General features: G+C 55.8%; 17 protein-coding genes and 1 tRNA gene. 15 read left to right on the top strand and 3 right to left on the bottom strand.

What is annotated here, in order from left to right; genetic code table 11:
- Positions 1–4: 4 nt before the first annotated feature.
- A complete protein-coding gene (folK, locus tag AAEZ06_RS11680; RefSeq protein ID WP_149414381.1) occupies positions 5–523 on the bottom strand; it encodes a 2-amino-4-hydroxy-6-hydroxymethyldihydropteridine diphosphokinase in 519 nt (172 codons plus the stop codon).
- Positions 514–867 (bottom strand): dihydroneopterin aldolase, encoded by a 354-nt coding sequence (gene folB / locus AAEZ06_RS11675; RefSeq protein ID WP_149414380.1) that lies wholly within the window; start codon positions 865–867, stop codon positions 514–516. The genes folK and folB overlap by 10 nt, the downstream gene beginning before the upstream one ends.
- 74 nt (positions 868–941) lie before the next feature.
- Between folB and plsY the strand changes: the two genes are divergently transcribed.
- Positions 942–1,511: a glycerol-3-phosphate 1-O-acyltransferase PlsY gene (plsY, locus tag AAEZ06_RS11670; protein ID WP_350614374.1), complete on the top strand. Its 570-nt coding sequence runs from the start codon at positions 942–944 to the stop codon at positions 1,509–1,511.
- A 33-nt stretch (positions 1,512–1,544) separates the two neighbouring features.
- On the opposite strand, the gene tsaD is transcribed toward plsY, so the two are convergent.
- Positions 1,545–2,570, bottom strand: a complete 1,026-nt coding sequence (tsaD, locus tag AAEZ06_RS11665; RefSeq protein ID WP_149414378.1) for a tRNA (adenosine(37)-N6)-threonylcarbamoyltransferase complex transferase subunit TsaD — start codon at positions 2,568–2,570, stop codon at positions 1,545–1,547.
- 203 nt (positions 2,571–2,773) lie between these two features.
- Between tsaD and rpsU the strand changes: the two genes are divergently transcribed.
- The 14 genes from rpsU to AAEZ06_RS11595 all read left to right on the top strand — a co-directional run bounded on the left by rpsU (position 2,774) and on the right by AAEZ06_RS11595 (position 19,050).
- Positions 2,774–2,989, top strand: a complete 216-nt coding sequence (gene rpsU, locus AAEZ06_RS11660; RefSeq protein WP_002551877.1) for a 30S ribosomal protein S21 — start codon at positions 2,774–2,776, stop codon at positions 2,987–2,989.
- Between the two features lie 457 nt (positions 2,990–3,446).
- Complete coding sequence (gene dnaG / locus AAEZ06_RS11655; protein ID WP_149414377.1) at positions 3,447–5,408, top strand: DNA primase; 1,962 nt, start codon at positions 3,447–3,449, stop codon at positions 5,406–5,408.
- A gap of 67 nt (positions 5,409–5,475) precedes the next feature.
- Entirely contained in the window at positions 5,476–7,329 is a 1,854-nt protein-coding gene (gene rpoD, locus AAEZ06_RS11650) for an RNA polymerase sigma factor RpoD (protein ID WP_149414376.1), read from the top strand.
- 119 nt (positions 7,330–7,448) lie between these two features.
- Positions 7,449–11,192 (top strand): EAL domain-containing protein, encoded by a 3,744-nt coding sequence (locus AAEZ06_RS11645; RefSeq protein WP_350614371.1) that lies wholly within the window; start codon positions 7,449–7,451, stop codon positions 11,190–11,192.
- Positions 11,193–11,207: 15 nt separating this feature from the next.
- Positions 11,208–11,284: transfer RNA gene (locus AAEZ06_RS11640), tRNA-Ile, on the top strand.
- Positions 11,285–11,409: 125 nt separating this feature from the next.
- Complete coding sequence (locus AAEZ06_RS11635; protein ID WP_350614369.1) at positions 11,410–12,465, top strand: site-specific integrase; 1,056 nt, start codon at positions 11,410–11,412, stop codon at positions 12,463–12,465.
- A gap of 503 nt (positions 12,466–12,968) precedes the next feature.
- Complete coding sequence (locus AAEZ06_RS11630) at positions 12,969–13,682, top strand: hypothetical protein (protein WP_350614367.1); 714 nt, start codon at positions 12,969–12,971, stop codon at positions 13,680–13,682.
- Between the two features lie 37 nt (positions 13,683–13,719).
- The gene (locus AAEZ06_RS11625) at positions 13,720–13,974 is read left to right on the top strand and encodes a hypothetical protein (protein WP_176991571.1); all 255 of its coding nucleotides are present in this window, start codon (positions 13,720–13,722) and stop codon (positions 13,972–13,974) included.
- A gap of 299 nt (positions 13,975–14,273) precedes the next feature.
- Positions 14,274–14,657 (top strand): hypothetical protein, encoded by a 384-nt coding sequence (locus tag AAEZ06_RS11620; protein ID WP_256349234.1) that lies wholly within the window; start codon positions 14,274–14,276, stop codon positions 14,655–14,657.
- On the top strand, positions 14,654–14,917 hold the full coding sequence (locus AAEZ06_RS11615) for an EexN family lipoprotein (RefSeq protein WP_095009913.1): 264 nt from the start codon (positions 14,654–14,656) through the stop codon (positions 14,915–14,917). Before AAEZ06_RS11620 ends, AAEZ06_RS11615 begins: the two co-directional genes overlap by 4 nt.
- A gap of 1 nt (position 14,918) precedes the next feature.
- Entirely contained in the window at positions 14,919–15,995 is a 1,077-nt protein-coding gene (locus tag AAEZ06_RS11610; protein WP_273507500.1) for a TrbL/VirB6 family protein, read from the top strand.
- Positions 15,996–16,717: 722 nt separating this feature from the next.
- The gene (locus AAEZ06_RS11605) at positions 16,718–17,008 is read left to right on the top strand and encodes an antitoxin VbhA family protein (RefSeq protein ID WP_350614363.1); all 291 of its coding nucleotides are present in this window, start codon (positions 16,718–16,720) and stop codon (positions 17,006–17,008) included.
- Positions 17,009–17,373: 365 nt separating this feature from the next.
- Positions 17,374–17,931, top strand: coding sequence for a plasmid mobilization relaxosome protein MobC (locus tag AAEZ06_RS11600; protein ID WP_350614361.1), 558 nt, complete (start codon positions 17,374–17,376; stop codon positions 17,929–17,931).
- A 132-nt stretch (positions 17,932–18,063) separates the two neighbouring features.
- The gene (locus AAEZ06_RS11595) at positions 18,064–19,050 is read left to right on the top strand and encodes a hypothetical protein (RefSeq protein WP_350614359.1); all 987 of its coding nucleotides are present in this window, start codon (positions 18,064–18,066) and stop codon (positions 19,048–19,050) included.
- Positions 19,051–19,445: the final 395 nt, after the last annotated feature.

The raw sequence follows: 19,445 nt of genomic DNA, 5'->3' as shown, positions 1-19,445 counted from the left end.
CTACCTACAAGAGTGCGTCCGGCGTCAGTTGCTGCGCGCGCCACTCAAACGCGACTGGCACCAATACCTGGTCGATTTGTGCATCGCGCCACAACGAGGCAAACGTCTTGCCTGCTTCAGGATGCACCCGATCCGGCGCCATCAACGACAGCGGCCAGAGCACAAAGGCATTTTTCAGGATTTCTGCCCTAGGCAAAATCAAACCATCGAAGTTACCCGTCAGGTCACCATACAGCAGCACGTCGATATCAAGGGGCAAGCCCTTTCGATCCGGGGCGTAGCGGCCATTGTCAGCCTCGATGAATTTCAGCCGGCGATCCAATTCCATCAACGGCAAATCGGTATACGCCGACACCACCAGATTGAAAAACGGACCGCTCTTGATGCCCACCGGCTGACTCTCGAACACCGCAGAACAGCGCACGTCGGTCAGAAAACCCGCCAGCGTATCAAGGCCTGCGCACAGATGGGACTCGCGCTCGATATTGCTGCCAAGACCAAGGTAAATCTGAGTTAGCGGCATCCGCGCTCGATCTCCACGCCCACGCCCTTGGCTGCCGGAACGGCACCGGGCTTGGTCAGTTTCAGGTACAGCCAGGGAATCTGGAATTCACTCATCAATACTTCGGCCAGACGCTCGGCAAAGGTTTCCACCAATTGGAACTGTGCCTGCTCGGCAAAGGCCTGGATGCGCGCGGACACACTGGCATAGTCGAGTGCCAGGGTCAGGTCATCGCCGGCTGCCGCCGGGCGGTTATCCCACGCGAAGCTGAGGTCCAGGCGCAGGCACTGCCTGATACCTCGCTCCCAGTCGTAGGCCCCGATCACGGTGTCGACTTCCAGGCCTTCGATAAACACTCTGTCCAAGCACTCTTCTCCACAGCACGACAAGGGCGCAATGCCCCGTTAGAATCAGGGCGTCCTCGCCCGGAATAGTTAGCATGTTTTGGTTACTGGCGACTCTCGCCTACCTGCTTGGCTCTCTGTCCTTTGCCATTTTGCTCAGCCGCCTGACGGGAAATCCCGATCCGCGAATGAGTGGCTCGGGCAATGCCGGTGCCACCAACATGTTACGCCTGGCCGGCAAGAAACTCGCCGTCCTGACGCTGCTCGGCGATGTCTGCAAAGGCCTCCTGCCAGTGCTGATCGCCGATCTCGCCGGGCTTTCCCTGCAACAACAAGCCTGGGTAGGCGTCTGCGCTGTCCTTGGCCACCTGCTCCCGCTGTACTTTCGCTTTCGCGGTGGCAAGGGTGTCGCCACGGCGGCTGGTATGCTGCTGGGGATCTACCCACCAGCAGCGTTGCTGGCTATCGGCGCCTGGTTGCTGACGTTCTACCTGACCCGTACCAGCTCCCTGGCGGCATTGATCGCCACACCTCTGACCTTACCGCTGCTGGCCTGGCAGGAACCGGCAGCGCTGATGCCAATGAGCGTGCTGACGCTGTTGATCGTCTGGCGCCACCGGGGCAATTTACGCGACCTGTTTGCCGGGCGCGAACGGCATTTTTAAATACGCCCGATGAACCCCGCTCACGCTCTCCCACTACAGCGGCGACAACTGCTCCATGGGCCAGCGCGCCTGCACGCTGATCGCCAGGCTTTCATGCTGTCCGGCTTGCAGGCGCTGACAACCGGCATAGGCGATCATCGCGCCGTTGTCGGTGCAGAACTCAGGGCGGGCGTAGAACACATCGCCCTTCATGTCGCCGAGCATTTTTTCCAGCGAAGTGCGCAACGCCTTGTTGGCGCTGACGCCCCCTGCGATCACCAGGCGCTTCATGCCCGCTTGTTTCAGTGCGCGCTTGCACTTGATGGTCAAAGTCTCCACCACCGCCTGCTGGAACGCCAGCGAGATGTCGCAACGGGCTTGCTCACTGTCGTCCCCGGCGCTGACGCTCTGCTGCCAGGTGTTCAACGCGGAGGTTTTCAAGCCGCTGAAGCTGAACATGAGACCGGGGCGATCGCACATCGGGCGCGGGAAGGTGTAGCGGCCGGCGACGCCTTTCTCGGCGAGGTGGGCGATTTCCGGGCCACCCGGATAATTGAGGCCCATCATCTTCGCGGTCTTGTCGAACGCTTCGCCGGCGGCGTCGTCCAGGGACTCGCCCAACAGCGTGTATTGGCCGATTCCGTCGACCTGAACCAGCTGCGTATGGCCGCCCGAAACCAACAAAGCGACGAACGGGAACTGCGGCGGCGTTTTTTCCAGCATGGGCGCCAGTAAATGACCCTCCATATGGTGCACACCAAGGGCTGGAATGCCCCAGGCAAAAGCCAGCGCCTGGGCGCAAGAAGCCCCAACCAGCAGGGCTCCGACCAATCCAGGGCCAGCGGTGTAGGCAATGGCATCGATCTCGGCTGGCACGCAGCCGGCCTCGTCCAACACCTGGCGGATCAACGGTAGCATGCGCTTGACGTGGTCACGGCTGGCCAGCTCCGGCACCACGCCGCCATAGGCGCGGTGCAGGTCGATCTGACTGAACAGCGCATCGGCCAAGAGCCCGCGTTCACTGTCGTAAAGTGCGACACCGGTCTCGTCGCAGGAGGTTTCTAATCCCAGTACTAACATGGGTTTGCGCCTTGTAGAGGCTGAATTCGAAGGCGCGCATAATAGTCGCCACTCCCCCTCCCGACTAGCGGTTTTCGATCAGAGGCTTTGCATTCCGGTCAATGTGGGGTTAACATCCGCAACCCTTAAAAACCGACGACCTCAGCCGCGAATTTTTTGCGACGAGAACGTTGATTCCCGGTAATGAAAGAAGGTAGCTCTGGATGCCAGCCGTCAAAGTAAAAGAGAACGAACCCTTCGACGTAGCTCTGCGTCGTTTCAAGCGCTCCTGCGAAAAAGCCGGTGTTCTGGCTGAAGTTCGTAGCCGCGAATTTTATGAGAAGCCAACTTCTGAGCGTAAGCGTAAAGCAGCAGCCGCTGTTAAGCGTCACGCCAAGAAAGTTCAGCGCGAGCAGCGCCGCGCCGTTCGTCTGTACTAATACACAGACGTTCGTAGCAAGCTTCTGCCAAGCCCGGCCCTCAGCCGGGCTGTTGGCATTTGCGGATATCGCTTGATGCTTCACCGTCGACGCCGCACACGCGACCGAGACACTGCTTCACACGTCAGGACTGGCTCTTTTGCCAGCGGTGCGCGTCTCTTCTGACGAGCCTAACAAGGCTACTGACGAGCACACTCATTCTATAAACAGGCGATCAACAGGTCGACTGTGCCCACCGATGAGCTTCCGAGGCCCGCCATTGGCCGAGACCGGACTCCAGGGCAATACTTTCAATAACGTCGAAGACTGATTGGAACTAACGTCAGTGAATGTTCGGCAGATACACTTCCTGACAGCCCAAGCAGACGATTGATGATCGAGCCGCACAATGCGCGCGCCTCGAGCACTTCGACCGCCCTTCGGGGCCTCATTGACATGCAGTGATGACGAGAACGCCATGGCCGGGCTCATTCCCCAGAGCTTTATTGACGACCTTCTGAACCGCACCGACATCGTCGATGTTGTCAGCTCGCGCCTGCAAATGAAAAAGGCCGGCAAGAACTACACCGCCTGCTGCCCATTCCATAAAGAAAAGACCCCATCGTTCAGCGTCAGTCCCGACAAGCAGTTCTACTACTGCTTCGGCTGCGGCGCTGGCGGCAATGCCCTCGGCTTCATCATGGACCACGACAACCTGGACTTCCCCCAGGCCATCGAGGAACTGGCAAAAGCCGCCGGCATGGAAATCCCCCGCGAAGAAAGTGGCCGACCGCACAAACCACGGCAACCCACCGATTCGCCGCTGTACCCGCTGCTCACCGCCGCTGCCGATTTCTACCGCCTGGCACTGAAAAGCCACCCGCAGCGCAAAGCGGCCGTCGATTACCTCAAGGGCCGCGGCCTGACCGGGGAAATCGCCCGCGACTTCGGCCTCGGCTTCGCACCGCCAGGCTGGGACAACCTGTACAAACACCTGAGCAGCGACACCCTACAGCAGAAAGCCATGATCGACGCCGGCCTGCTGGTGGAAAATGCCGAGACTGGCAAGCGCTATGACCGCTTCCGCGATCGGGTGATGTTCCCGATCCGCGACAGTCGCGGCCGGATCATCGCCTTCGGCGGCCGAGTGCTGGGGGACGACAAACCCAAATACCTGAACTCTCCGGAAACCCCGGTATTTCACAAGGGCCAAGAGCTCTACGGCCTATTCGAAGCACGCAAGAACAACCGCAACCTCGATGAAATTATCGTGGTTGAAGGCTATATGGACGTTATCGCCCTGGCCCAGCAAGGTCTGCGCAATGCGGTAGCCACTCTTGGCACCGCCACCAGCGAAGAGCATTTGAAGCGACTGTTTCGCGTAGTACCCAACGTGCTGTTTTGCTTCGACGGCGACCAGGCTGGCAGAAACGCCGCCTGGCGCGCGCTTGAAGCAACGTTGCCAAGCCTGCAGGACGGCCGTCGTGCGCGCTTTCTGTTTCTGCCCGAAGGCGAAGACCCGGACACCCTGGTCCGCTCCGAAGGCACCGACGCCTTCCGTGCACGCATCAATCAACACGCACAACCGCTGGCCGATTATTTTTTCCAGCAACTGACCGAAGAGTCCGATCCGCGCTCCCTCGAAGGCAAGGCCCATATGGTCACCCTTGCGGCGCCGCTGATCGACAAGGTTCCAGGTGCAAACCTGCGAACCCTGATGCGTCAGCGACTGCTGGAAATCACTGGATTGAGCGGCGAAGCGGTCAGCCAGCTGGTGCATAGCGCACCTCAAGACGCACCGCCCGCTTACGATCCCGGCATCGATTACGACGCCATGCCGGACTTCGCCGACTACCACCAGCCTCAGGAGGCGTACGCGCCCCAGCAGGAGTGGACGCCAAAGAAACCGGGGGTAGGCGGCAAGAAATGGGACAAGAAACCCTGGGATAAAAACGGCAAGCGTGGCGGTAGTCGTGACGAACCTCGCGCACCACGCGTCCCAGCTGCTGTAGAACCGCCCACGATGGCAGCCCTGCGTACCCTTTTGCACTATCCGCAACTGGCGCAAAAGGTCGAAGACGCTGGGCATTTCGCAGCCGAGGACCACACCAATACGCAATTGTTGGTGGCACTGCTCGAAGCCGTACAAAAGAATCCTAAGCTAAACTCATTCCAGTTGATTGCACGCTGGCACGGCACCGAACAGGGCCGCTTGCTCAAGGCATTGGCGGAAAAGGAATGGCTGATTGATGGCGACAACCTTGAACAACAGTTTTTCGACACCATTACTAGCTTGTCAGCTCGTCAACGCGAGCGAAATTTGGAACAACTTCTTCGCAAAGCACGTCAGAGTGAATTGACTGCCGAAGAGAAAAATCAACTGCGCGACCTTTTAAGTCGCAATGTTTGCGCATCAAACCCGACCTCAGCTGGCGCGTGAGGTCATAGCTCGGGTATAATCCTCGGCTTGTTTTTTGCCCGCCAAGACCTTCAGTGGATAGGGTGTTATGTCCGGAAAATCGCAACAGCAGTCTCGTATCAAAGAGTTGATCACCCTGGGTCGTGAGCAGAAGTATCTGACTTACGCAGAGGTCAACGACCACCTGCCTGAGGATATTTCAGATCCAGAGCAGGTGGAAGACATCATCCGCATGATTAATGACATGGGGATCCCCGTACACGAGAGTGCTCCGGATGCGGACGCCCTTATGTTGGCCGACTCCGATACCGACGAAGCAGCCGCTGAAGAAGCAGCTGCCGCGTTGGCAGCGGTCGAGACCGACATCGGTCGCACGACTGACCCTGTGCGCATGTATATGCGCGAAATGGGTACGGTAGAGCTGCTGACACGCGAAGGCGAAATTGAAATCGCCAAGCGTATCGAAGAGGGCATTCGTGAAGTGATGGGCGCAATCGCGCACTTCCCAGGCACGGTTGACCACATTCTCTCCGAGTACACTCGCGTCACCACCGAAGGTGGCCGCCTGTCCGACGTCCTGAGCGGTTATATCGACCCGGACGACGGCATTGCTGCGCCACCTGCGGCTGAAGTTCCGCCGCCTGTCGATCCGAAAACCGCGAAAGCGGACGACGATACCGACGAAGAAGAAGCTGAAGCCAGCACCGACGACGACGAAGAAGTCGAAAGCGGTCCGGATCCGGTCGTCGCGGCACAGCGTTTTGGCGCTGTCTCCGACCAGATGGAACTGGCTCGCAAGGCCCTGAAGAAGCATGGCCGTGGCAGCAAGCAGGCAACCGCCGAATTGCTGGCCCTGGCTGAACTCTTCATGCCGATCAAACTGGTGCCGAAGCAGTTCGAAGGCCTGGTTGCACGGGTTCGTGGCGCCCTTGAGCGTCTACGTGCACAAGAGCGCGCCATCATGCAGCTCTGTGTCCGTGATGCGCGCATGCCGCGTACCGACTTCCTGCGCCAGTTCCCGGGCAACGAAGTTGACGAAAGCTGGACCGATGCGCTGGCCAAGGGCAAAAGCAAATACGCTGAAGCTATTGGTCGCTTCCAGGCCGACATCCTTCGTTGCCAGCATAAGCTGATCGCACTGCAGACCGAGACCGGTCTGACGATTGCCGAGATCAAGGACATCAACCGTCGCATGTCGATCGGTGAGGCCAAGGCCCGCCGCGCGAAGAAAGAGATGGTTGAAGCGAACTTGCGTCTGGTGATCTCCATCGCCAAGAAGTACACCAACCGTGGCCTGCAATTCCTCGATCTGATCCAGGAAGGCAACATCGGTTTGATGAAAGCGGTGGACAAGTTCGAATACCGTCGCGGCTACAAGTTCTCGACTTATGCCACCTGGTGGATCCGTCAGGCGATCACTCGCTCGATCGCCGACCAGGCCCGCACCATCCGTATTCCGGTGCACATGATCGAGACCATCAACAAGCTCAACCGTATTTCCCGGCAGATGTTGCAGGAAATGGGTCGTGAACCGACCCCGGAAGAGCTGGGCGAACGCATGGAAATGCCTGAGGATAAAATCCGCAAGGTATTGAAGATCGCTAAAGAACCGATCTCCATGGAAACCCCGATCGGTGATGACGAAGACTCCCACCTGGGTGACTTCATCGAAGACTCGACCATGCAGTCGCCAATCGATGTCGCCACTGTTGAGAGCCTTAAAGAAGCGACTCGCGACGTACTGTCCGGTCTCACTGCCCGTGAAGCCAAGGTACTGCGCATGCGTTTCGGCATCGACATGAATACCGACCACACCCTTGAGGAAGTCGGTAAACAGTTCGACGTGACCCGTGAGCGGATTCGCCAGATCGAAGCCAAGGCGCTGCGCAAGCTGCGCCACCCGACGAGAAGCGAGCATTTGCGCTCCTTCCTCGACGAGTGATCACAAAACCCCCGGCCTTGGCCGGGGGTTTTGCTTTCTACAGATTAAATCTACCCGCCTCCCTCCCCCGAAATGCCCGTCTACACTCGAAACATTCCCCATGCCATAACGAGACCGTTATGCCCAGATTGCCGACCGTGCTACTGCTGTCGCTGCTGACCTGGACCGCAACGGCTGGCGCGCTGACTCTCACAGATCAAGAGCGTGGCTGGTTGGCGGACCACCCTGAGTTACGCCTGGGCGTTGATGCATCGTGGCCACCGTTTGAATACCGTGATGAAGAAGGCCGCTACCAGGGCCTAGCCGCCGACTATGTACGGCTGATCCAGGATCGCCTGGCGATCAAGATCAAACTGATCGAGCCAGCAAACTGGAGTGCGGTACTGGAACAAGCCAAGAACAATCAGCTCGATCTGCTACCCGGCATCATGTCAACTCCGGAACGCCAGAGCTTTTTGTCATTTACCCGGCCCTACCTCGACTTCCCCATTGTGATCCTCGCCCATGAAGGCGGCGCCCAACCTCGCTCCCTCAAAGACCTGTACGGTCTGAAGATCGCCGTTGTGGAAAACTACGCACCCCACGAACTGCTGCGCACCCACCATCCCGACCTCAACCTGGTAGCCATGCCCAACGTCAGCTCAACGCTGCAGGCCCTGGCCACCGATGAAGTCGACGCAGTGGTAGGCGACCTGGCTTCCAGCGTCTGGAGCCTGCGTCAGCTCAAGCTCGATGGCCTGTATGTGAGCGGTGAGACGCCCTATCGCTATCAACTGGCGATGGGCGTACCGCAGGATAACAAGGTGCTGATCAGCATTCTGGACAAAGTCCTGGCCGACCTCCGCCCGAACGAAATTGACGCCATCCAGCAACACTGGGTCGGTAACGTCATCGATCATCGAGCCTTCTGGACCGATCTGCTGCTGTATGGACTGCCCGCCGTACTACTATTAAGCACCGTGCTGGCCATCGTCATTCGTATCAACCGCCGGCTCAGTTCGGAAATTTCGCGCAGGGTGGCCCTGGAGCAAGAGCTGCGCAGCAGCGAATACCATTACCGTGGCCTGGTAGAAAGCCTCTCCGCCATCGCTTGGGAAGCCGACATCAACGATTTCACCTACAGCTATGTGTCGCCCCATGCCGAGGAGCTGCTGGGCTATCCCCAAGCGAACTGGCTGACCCCCGGCTTCTGGCGCAACATCATTCATCCCGCCGACCTGACCCGTGCAGAAACCTTCTGCTACCGCGAAACCCGTGCCAATCGCGACCATAGCCTTGACTACCGGGTCATCACTGCCGATGGTCGTTGCCTGTGGGTGCGGAACATTGTCAGCCTGATCGAGCATGGTCATGAACCAGTGATGCGCGGTTTGATGATCGACATCAGCGAGGCCAAGCACACCGAGGAAGCCTTGCGGCTTTCGGAGCAAAAATTTGCCTCGGTGTTCCAGCAGTGCCCAGACATCCTGGTCATTGCCCGGCTGCCGGATGGCTGCTTGCTGGAGGTGAACAAAGCCTTTGAGGATCAAATCGGTCTCAGCGCCGCAGAAGTAGTCGGCAAAACCGCCACCGAGCTGAATATCTGGGGCATTCAAGGCGTCGGCCCCAACCTGCTGAAACGGGTGCAGTCCACCAGCATTCGCAACCTGGAAATGCCCTTTTTGCGCAGCAACGGCCAAGCATTTACCGGACTGATCTCTGCAGAACCCTTTCAACTCGATACCACCGAAGCCCTTGTGGTGGTGGTTCGCGACATCACTCAACTGAAGGAAACTCAGCAGCGACTGCAGACTTCCGAGGAGAAATTCGCCAAGGCCTTCCACGCGTCACCCGACGGTTTGTTGCTGACTCGCCAGCAGGACGGCCTGCTGCTTGAAGTCAACGAAGGGTTCAGCCGCATTACTGGCTTCAACCGCGCGATGTCACTGGATCAATCAACGCTGGACCTGGGCATCTGGGTGGACCTGAACGAACGCAAGCACATGCTCGAGCTGTTACAACGGGACGGCCTGGTCCTCGATTTCGTTTGCCACATCCGGCGCAATGACGGCCAGATCCGCCTGTGCGAAGTCTCCAGTCGCCCGCTGCCCATCGGCGACGAAGACTGCATGCTGACCATCGCCCGAGACATCACCGAACGTCAGCTGATGCAGGAAAAACTGCAACAGGCCGCGACAGTTTTCGAGAGCACTGCCGAAGGCGTACTGATCACCGATATCCGGCAAAACATCAGCGCCGTCAACCGTGCGTTCAGCGAAATCACCGGCTACAGCGAAACCGAAGCGCTGGGCCATACCCCGCGCCTACTTGCCTCAGGCCTGCATGACAGCGCTTTCTACGCTGCCATGTGGCACCAGTTAACCGCCCACGGCCACTGGCAGGGCGAGATTTCCAACCGGCGCAAGAACGGCGAGCTTTATCCCAGTTGGCTAACCATCAGTGCCGTGCGCAACCGCGACCAGGTGATCACCCACTTTGTTGCGGTGTTCGCCGACATCTCCAGCCTCAAACACGCCCAGGCGCGGCTCGACTACCAGGCCCATCACGACCCACTGACTGGTCTGCCCAACCGCACGCTGTTTGAAAGTCGCCTGCTGGCCGCCCTCAACAATCAACAGGAAACCGGCAGCCAGGGCGCCGTACTGTTTCTCGACCTTGACCGCTTCAAGCACATCAACGACAGCCTCGGCCATCCGATCGGCGACCTGCTGCTCAAGGACATCGCCATTCGCCTCAAGGACCAGTTGCGCGACATCGACACCGTCGCCCGCTTGGGCGGCGACGAATTCATCATTCTGCTTCCAGGCCTGCAACAAGCCAGCGACGCCGAGCACCTGGCCAATAAACTGCTGGCCTGCTTCACCCCGCCATTCCAGGCCGGCGAACACGAGTTCTTTATCAGCGCCAGTATCGGCACCAGCCTCTATCCACAAGACGGTGTTGACGTCGCCACCCTGGTAAAAAACGCCGACGCCGCCATGTACCGCTCCAAGGCCAAGGGCCGCAACCGGGTCGAGAGCTACACCCAAGACCTCACCGCCCAGGCCAACGAGCGAGTGGCGCTGGAACACGAACTGCGTCGGGCAATCGAACGGGACGAATTGTTCCTTTACTACCAGCCGAAGCTAAGCCTGAGGACTCAACAACTGATCGGCGCCGAAGCGCTGCTTCGCTGGCGTCACCCCACCTTCGGCGACGTGCCGCCCGAGCACTTCATTGCCCTGGCCGAAGAGAACGGCATGATTCTGCAAATTGGCGACTGGGTACTGGAACAGGCCTGCCAGCAAATGCACGCCTGGAAAGAGGCCTACGAGGACTTCGGCCCCCTTTCTGTCAACCTCGCTGGCGCCCAACTGCGTCACCCCAACCTGCTGGCGCGCATCGAACAACTGCTGCGGGACAACCGCCTGGAACCGGGCTGCCTGCAACTGGAAATCACCGAAAACTTCATCATGAGCCAGGCCGAAGAAGCCCTGGAGGTATTGCATCAACTCAAGCGCCTCGGCGTGCAGCTGGCCATCGATGACTTCGGCACCGGCTACTCATCCCTCAGCTACCTGAAACGCCTACCCCTGGACTTCCTGAAGATCGATCAATCTTTCGTCCGCGGCCTGCCCGACGACCCCCACGACGTGGCCATAGTCCGAGCCATCATCGCCCTGGGCCACAGCATGCAATTCACCATCATCGCCGAAGGCGTAGAAACCCCCGCCCAACAAGCCTTCCTCGCCGCCGAAGGCTGCGAACAGATGCAAGGCTACATCGTCAGCCTACCCCTACCCGCCGACGTATTCGCCGCCACCTTCCTTCGCATGAACCTTTCGGATTTTTCGGATAGCACAGCAGAGAAACCATCGCTATAATCCGCGACCTACTGAGGGCCTATAGCTCAGTTGGTTAGAGCAGGGGACTCATAATCCCTTGGTCGTAGGTTCGAGTCCTACTGGGCCCACCATACTCAAAGCCGCGCACTGCGCGGCTTTCGTGTTTTTGGCGGAACCATCCCAGATACAGTCCTATGGTCCAAGGGTACAATTTAGGTACAGTGCTGGTTCGCCAGCCGCCTAGGAGCACCCTCTCATGGCAACTCTAGTCAAAACACCTTCCGGCACCTGGAAGGCACTCATTCGTAAAAATGGCTGGCCCACTGTCGCCAAAACCTTCCGCACAAAGCGTGATGCGGAGGACTGGTCGAGGCGTACCGAAGAAGAAATGGTGCGTGGCGTGTACATCCGGCGTAGCGGCTCGGAGAAAATGACGCTAGAGGCTGCACTCAAGCGCTACCTGAGCGACATAACGCCCACCAAGAAGCCCACCACTCAGCGTGGCGAAACCTCGAAAGCCAAGAAACTTATCGAGCACTTGGGCAAATACTCACTGGCTGCCCTCTCCGCTGAAATCATCGCCGGCTATCGCGACAAGCGCCTGAACGAACCCAGCCGTGGTGGGACCATCAGCAACAACACCGTGCGTCTCGAACTGGCCTTATTAAGCCACTTGTACACGGTAGCAATTCAGGAGTGGGGTTTGGGTCTGACGTTCAACCCAGTGCTAAACATCCGTAAGCCAAGCCCTGGGGATGGTCGTGACCGAAGGTTATCGCCGGAGGAAGAACGCCTTCTGCTTGCGGCAGTGAATCGACACAGCAACCCTATGCTGGGGTGGATTGTTTGCATAGCTCTGGAAACGGGTATGCGCTCGTCAGAGATCTCATCCCTACGTCGCCCTCAAGTGGATTTGGCAAAGCGCGTCATACGTCTCTCAGACACAAAGAACGACGGCTCGCGCACCGTGCCTCTCAGCAAGCGTGCCACCGAAGTATTCAAAGCTGCGATGGATAACCCGGTGCGACCAATCGACTGCAACTTGGTGTTTTTCGGTGAGCCTGGAAAGGACGGGAAGCGTCGGCCGTATACCTTCACCAAGATTTGGGGACAGCTCAAGAAGAAGCTCGATCTACCTGACTTCAGGTTTCACGACCTGCGCCATGAAGCAGTAAGTCGGCTTGTCGAAGGTGGGTTATCGGATCAAGAGGTTTCGGCCATCAGTGGTCATAAGTCGATGCAGATGCTTAAGCGATATACCCACCTTCGGGCTGAGGACCTAGTTGAGAAGTTGGATAAAATTTCAAGATAACCGTACCCCTTGAAGCTAAAGCATCCAAAAAAACACAAAAAATTAGATTTATTTCAAAAATAACTTAGACATCAATACGAGCCCTTGAATTACAAGGGCTTAGCCAACCTCAAGAAAACCAAGATATATAATCCTGGTAGCGATATGGCGACAGCACAACTACCAAAGCAATACTTCCTGGCCAATACGCGTCACCACTTAGTTTGACACCAGTAAATCACTGCGTAAAACTTCGCTCAACTTCTCCCACCATGGCGAAATTACCAATGACCACTGAGCAGTACTTACTTGATCGATTCGGCCCGTTAATGAGTTTGCCCGACATAGCCAAACTACTAGACCGATCCGTTGACGGCATACGGGTATCTCTATATTCAGACAGTGAGACCTCACGAATGCTCAAGCCCACAATGGTTCGCGTAGGTCGCAGAATATACTTCCGCACAGCCCAAGTTAATGACGTATTAAAGCTAGAAACGCCGCCTGCAACAGAGTAAAGGGCCATGAAAGAACATGTAACTATCAAGCACAAATACGTCAGAGACTTTACCGTCCTACCGAACAACTTGCTGCGAGACAATACCCTTTCATGGGGAGCAACAGGGCTACTAGCTTACCTGATGTATCTGCCAGATAATTTCCAGCTTTACTTATCTTATCTATCAAAACAAAAGCGGGACGGGCGTGATGCCACACGCGCACGCATCAAAGAACTGGAGGTCGTCGGTTACTTGAAAATCCATCGGGAACGTGATGGGCGAGGCCAGTTCTCAAACACAAGCTGGGAGATCAATCCCAGCCCGCAAACGCACGAAGCGGAGGTCCTACCACCAGGTTCGGAAAACCCGAATCTGGATAGGCCAAAGGCGGCGGTCCCAACCGAGGCAAAGCCGACGCTACTAAATACGAAACAAAAACAAGAACTAAAAGAAAAAAATACTACTACAACAAAGCCCTCTGTGGATAAGTCGCACAAAGATCTCTTCTATCCACCGGGCTTGGTGTCGAATGAGCCTAGAGCCTTATACAAGGCGCTGCTCGACGTTCCATTAGAGGACGCCCAAATGTTGCTTGATGAAATCTCAGGAGTCATGGAGACACCAGGCGCATTACGAACCACCCCAATACGGCTGCTTCACGGACTGCTAAAAAAATACAAAACTGGTTTATTCATCCCTAGTACAGGCCTAAAAATCTCTCGACGCAGAGAGCAGTAAACCCAAACTAGAAAGTATATTTATTAGGAGCTATAGCATGCAACTGCATTTTAATGAGCTTGAAAATTACTGTGACAGCCTAGAGCACCCAGGAGATATTCAAGTAATATTACACGCAAATTATTCAAAAGGATTTGCACTCACCGTCTCTGATGGGGTTAGCGAACACTCGGTCATTGATGAAGACAACCGACCTTACTGCTTTAGAACAGTAGAGATGGCACTCGACGAACTCGCGAACATTTCCTACATATCGACAAAAATCATGATAGACCGAAAGGCTTGGTCCTAGCCCCACCTGCATGAGAGGCCAACGGCAACTAAAAAAGAAACTCTGAGCGCAGTTATCCAAATACCCCAAGAACGCTTCGGTGTGCAGGGTGCTGGGACCGAAAAGACAGTCCCTGACTGGCGAGAAAAGTAGCTCGATAAAAAGAGTCGCCGGACGGCTGGAAAGACAGCACTGCGTTCGCCCCTCCCCCAAGGAGCAACACTATGATCTCGTACCTTTACCTACCCATTCTCACCTTCTGCACGTTCGTTCTCATATCCATCCGCCGATACTGGGTATGCGTAGACCGGCTCGGATACATGAAAGAAGTTTCTAAACGGGCACCGACGTTACTGCACCGAGACCTCATAGCCGCAGTGCTTGCGATGGTGCCATTCGCAATGGCGGCCATTGATTGGTTTGGAATAACGCTTCCCCGGCAGTCAGCACCTATCCCTTCAGGTTTCGCTGCATTGCTCTCAGTCTGCTGTGTATGCGCCTGCATAGGCACTCTCAACAATACCTTTGAACGCCTCGCTGGCAGCTGGGCAGGAACGCGGGAAAGCGCTCTGCGCACAGTCGCGGCGCTACGGATCATTGATCAAGCAGAGCTGGCAGCAGCGATGAATATATCCAGTAATCGCGACGCGAAAGCGACAAGCGTGGAACCAACCAACAGCATTGGCGATGAGGTGAAAAAATGAAAAGGATTCCTGCTCTCTTGCTCATCACAGCTTCAATTCTCGCGGGCTGCGAACGACAAGAACCGGTTCAAACCGTCGACTGGTACAAGGCTAATACATCTGACCGTCTGAAGACGCTAGATAGGTGCAAATCCAACCCTGGAAAGCTATCGATCTCTGCGAACTGCATCAACGCATCATCGGCCGCGAATGCAATAGTCCTGGAACAGCGTGGCTACAAACACCGCGAGCCGGTCAATTTTTCTTCTCAGGGAAAATAGAATGACAACCACGACCGGAATATTTGAATGGATCGCGGGGAGCATGGACCAAACGCTCCAGACTTTCATACGCATCACTTCCAGCCAAGTGATCAATGATTTTTCACTGACGGTAACGCTTTGCGGAACGCTCTATCTGACCATGATCGGCTTCATGATGATCACCGGCACAATCGAGCAACCCGCTTCCCACTTCCTCAAGACCTGTGGAAAATTTCTGCTTATTAGCGGACTGGCAATGAACGCAGATACGTATATGTCGTGGATAGTGGAAGCACTTCACGGCCTAGAAACGGGGGTTGCCTCTGCCTTCTCAGCAACTGGCGATTCAACCGCTTCAACCTCTGTGTTTCAGGTAGTGGACAAAGCCATGTCCGACGGCTGGGCGATAGGTGCCGATATCCTGGCGAGGATGGGAACCCGCGCCTGGCACGAAGTGGGAATGATATTTTTTGATTTGTTGACCGCCATAATCGTCTACGCGGCAACACTCATTATCGCGGTACCTGCTGGAGCAATGATCATCGTTGCAAAGGGAATGCTGTCGATCATGCTGGGGATCGGGCCAATTTTTATCATGATGCTGTTGTTCGGTCAGTTCACATCCAAATGGTTCGATAGCTGGTTCGCCCAGGTCATCACCTACATCCTGCAAATAGCGTTGGTGGTCACTGTGCTCAGCTTCGGAATCAAGTTCTTCTCATCGCTAACCAGCGACATACTCGCGACACCCGCCGACTACCCCATTGCCACATTTCTGGAGCTTCTGGTGGTAACGGTTGTTGTGCTGTACATGTTGCAGCAAGCCAATGCCGTCGCTGGCAGCCTTGCAGGTGGGCTATCAAGTGCAGGGCTTACCCTACGCGGAATCGCGAGCGGTGCCGCCTCACCGATTACCAAAGGGCTTAACCGACAGTCCACGCGGCGCGACATGCAGTCGGGCCAAATGGTCACCGCTGGACGCTTGAACCATCTTGCGGCCGGTAACACAGCCTGGAACCCAGCCTACCGACAGCACGTCATGCAGAACATGGGCAAAAACTGGGGGAACGCTACCGGCGGCAAAGTAAATCAGTAGCCCTGACTTATGACTCATCAGACCTCGCTTCGGCGGGGTCTTTTTCTGAGCACCGTCGACAAGCGTATGTCGGGTCAAGGGGTTGGTGCGGCCCGCAGGAGCGAAGCGACGAGGACTCGGCCCCTTGACGCGGCAGAAGCGACCAACGCTTACGGCACGGGTGTAGGGGATCAAGGCCGGAGGCCTCCCCCTGCACCCTTGACGACAGAGGGCGACTCGCTCCCTTCCCGCTCGCGGGAAGGGCGGGGGGATGGGCAACTCTAAAATCCGTTAACCGATTGTAAATAAACGACTAATACCAAAAACAAGACAGTTTCAGCGCGCCTCTGATTCATGTTCAGTCATAAGGCGCATTGAACCCGCCCCGGACACAAAGCTCACGGAAGGCGAATGCAACACGACTAGGAAAACTCCGCGCGTTGCTTGGGCCCCCCCTTCGGTTGCATCCCGCGTCCGAACTTGCCGGACTGGCTGCGGGGGCAGGTACGGCGGGCAGAGCCCTTGACCTCCCCCTTGCCATAGGCTCGGTGCTTACTGTGGCATCAAGGGTGCGGCTACGCCCGGCATCCTCACCCGTTCGGTGCTCGCCTTCGGCTCCGCTCCGCATGCGGCCTCCGGTGCCGCCCTTGACACCACATCCAGCAAAAACCTTGGTACTTTGGCACGCACCTAAGACTAGAGCGGATGCGCTCCTGCGTTCAGCCAAACAGCGAGAAACCCACATGACCTCAGAAAACCAAGAGCCAACGCAGCATCAAGGAAGCACCGAAATCGAAGCCGGTGATGGGAAGGACCCGGAGCATCAGATTTCTGAGGCAGAGCAGAACCAACGTAAGAAAGCTGTCGCCCTCGCCAATGCGTCCATTGGTCTTTCTGGATTCGAAACCTCAGAAGGAATGAAACACCTTGGCCAGCGCTACATCACCGGCGAAATTGACCTGAACGAATTTGTGATGCTCTCGCAGAAGATGCTTCCTGACACGGGCGATTCTCAGCCATCAGGAACGCAGTGAGCTTTGCTAAAAGCTTGTTCATGAACAAGAACTAAAGCGAGTGGAGATCTAGTGCAGGATAGGCTTCCGCCGGGAATGTGACACCCACTACGCCTGCCTTCGCTCTACCCCAACTATCCGACACACCGCATCAAGGAAAGCTTGTTCATGAACAAATGTTTGGGGGATATGAGACCTAGTGCAGGATAGGCTTTCACCGGAAAGCTGTATTACACAACGCCATCTCCACTATGGTTTTTCCTTGTTCATGAACAAATTTGAAAGACGGTGGAGCACTAGTGCAGGATAGGCTAACCGCCGGTAAACTACCCCGGTAGTTTCTGATCGCCCTGCCGGGCCTTACTCATTGGAGGCGCTAGTCACGTATGGAGAAAGCGAAGGTGTCGAAGTCGGCTCAGTACCTGGACGTGTACTTGGGCGCGTTCAAAGAGCCATGGGCCGATTACTGCAAGGCTCTCGGTAAGAAGCCCGGCGCGGCAATCAAAGAGGCTATCGAGCAGCAGTTGGCGAAGGCGGCCGCAAATCCGCAGCCGAAGATTTACCATCAGATCCACGAAGCACCTGCCGCCGAGCCTAAACAACGATTTGAAATCCTACTGACCGCTTCTGAAAAGGCGGCAGTAAAAGAACGGACGCGGGTGGAAAGGTGTTCAATGCGCCGGTGGATCGTGGATGCCATCCGAGCTGGACTGACTCATGAGCCGCAATTTGGAATGAGTGAGATCGACGCACTGGGTGAGTCGAACTACCAGCTTTTGGCCCTTGGCCGCAACCTGAACCAGATCTCTCGTCGCCTGAACGAAGGTGCATACGAGCCGGTAACTGTCGAGCGGATCGAAGCGCTAACCCGTATCGTTGATAACCATACAGACATCGTCAACAGAGCTATAAGGGCAAGCCTAGAGCGATGGAATGTCGAGTGATAATTTCGTTGAGGAGGTACTGCTTAGCGCTCACCAGCTACCTTCATCCATCGAGTCGAGCCACGTATGCCTCGCAATCAGAGAGTGCTCATGCTGCACCGATAATCAGTTCAATATCCAATGGATAGCGCTATGAAATCACGTGGCTTTTTCAGCTTCATTAAAGACGCCCCTGCCTACAAAGACTCTGAAAAAAACTGGTACGTCGAACTGGCCGACTATACGGTCTTTTGGTTCGATCTCGTGATCAATTCGCCACCAGGAATTGACTTCCAGAAAGTAGCCGCTGCATACCTAAAGGACTATCGCGACGCAGTAAAAGAAAGTAATGACAAACGTTTTGTATATTTCATAGCCGCCAGACAAAAAGTACGATTCAGCACTAGAAAGCCCCCGAAATACAGCCTAACAAAACGAGAGATAATAATTTATCTAGAAATAGGCAAGAAGCGAAAAGTTAGAAAAGTCCGCTTCCTGGCATCGCCATCCCTTAGCGGCAGACGCTTGCCCATTATCGTTGATAATGGACGATTCATTTCAATTTGGGGCAGCGATCAGGGCAAGCCTGTAGGAATATCAGTGCATGAGTTTTTAATGGGGGAGAATATTAATCTTGGGATCGATACTGAAATTTTATACGTTGGCTCCACCGATGACCCCGCAACCCGCCCGTTGAAGCGAGATCACCGAGGCTACAGTGATTCGCTATATGGCACGCCCACCGATGAAAGAGACATTTTTGTCTATTACAACCTGCTGAAAGCGATGTCAGTTACACAGACGAATCCATATCTCATGAGCTTCGCAGTTAGCAACTCCGCAATAGATGAAGTACAAAAAATGGAGGAAGGCATGCTGCTGGAGCATGGACTCATCCATTATTTCGGGACTAAAAGCCAGGAGAAAAGCAAGGCCCTGGAGTACGGAAGACTAAGGGAGGGGCTAAAACGATTTTCTGCCAATTACAAAATTGAGTCTGTTACTTACTATATCCAGGCGGAGACGCCTACTGAATACTGGCATCTCTATTCCAGGCAAGTGCCAGCAAACCATCGACACGGCTTCTCTCTTAGCCTCGCAGGCGAAGAAGTGCTATTGGGAGAGCCAGTGGAGCTCTGAAGCCGTCTAGTCAACACCAGAGATATCTCTCAAGTTGCTTATACTGACAGGAAAGACCATCAGCATTAACTCGCTTGAGCACCCGAAACATTGCCTATCATCTACTGACTTAACTCGATGCCATCGAGTTCGCTGATCAGAATTCTGCGCAGCCCCCTCCAGCCCCCTGCTGTTGATACGGATTTTCGCGGCCTCTAGGAATGCGCCGGATGTCTGCCTCCCACCTGCGCCCCAGCTCTTTGCGTTGACACTAGATTTAACGCAGCCCTCTCTATTTTTTGGTTCGACCACCGCTCGTCGGTCTTCGAGCCAGCCCAACATCGAAGCGCACCCGTCAAACGGTAAACAAAAACCAAAAATATCCAGAAAATTTACCATTTATGGTAAACTCAGGC

Origin of the sequence: Pseudomonas sp. HY7a-MNA-CIBAN-0227, from assembly GCF_040310325.1 — a bacterium.
Lineage (GTDB): Bacteria > Pseudomonadota > Gammaproteobacteria > Pseudomonadales > Pseudomonadaceae > Aquipseudomonas.
This window is presented reverse-complemented; position numbering and strand designations above follow the sequence as displayed.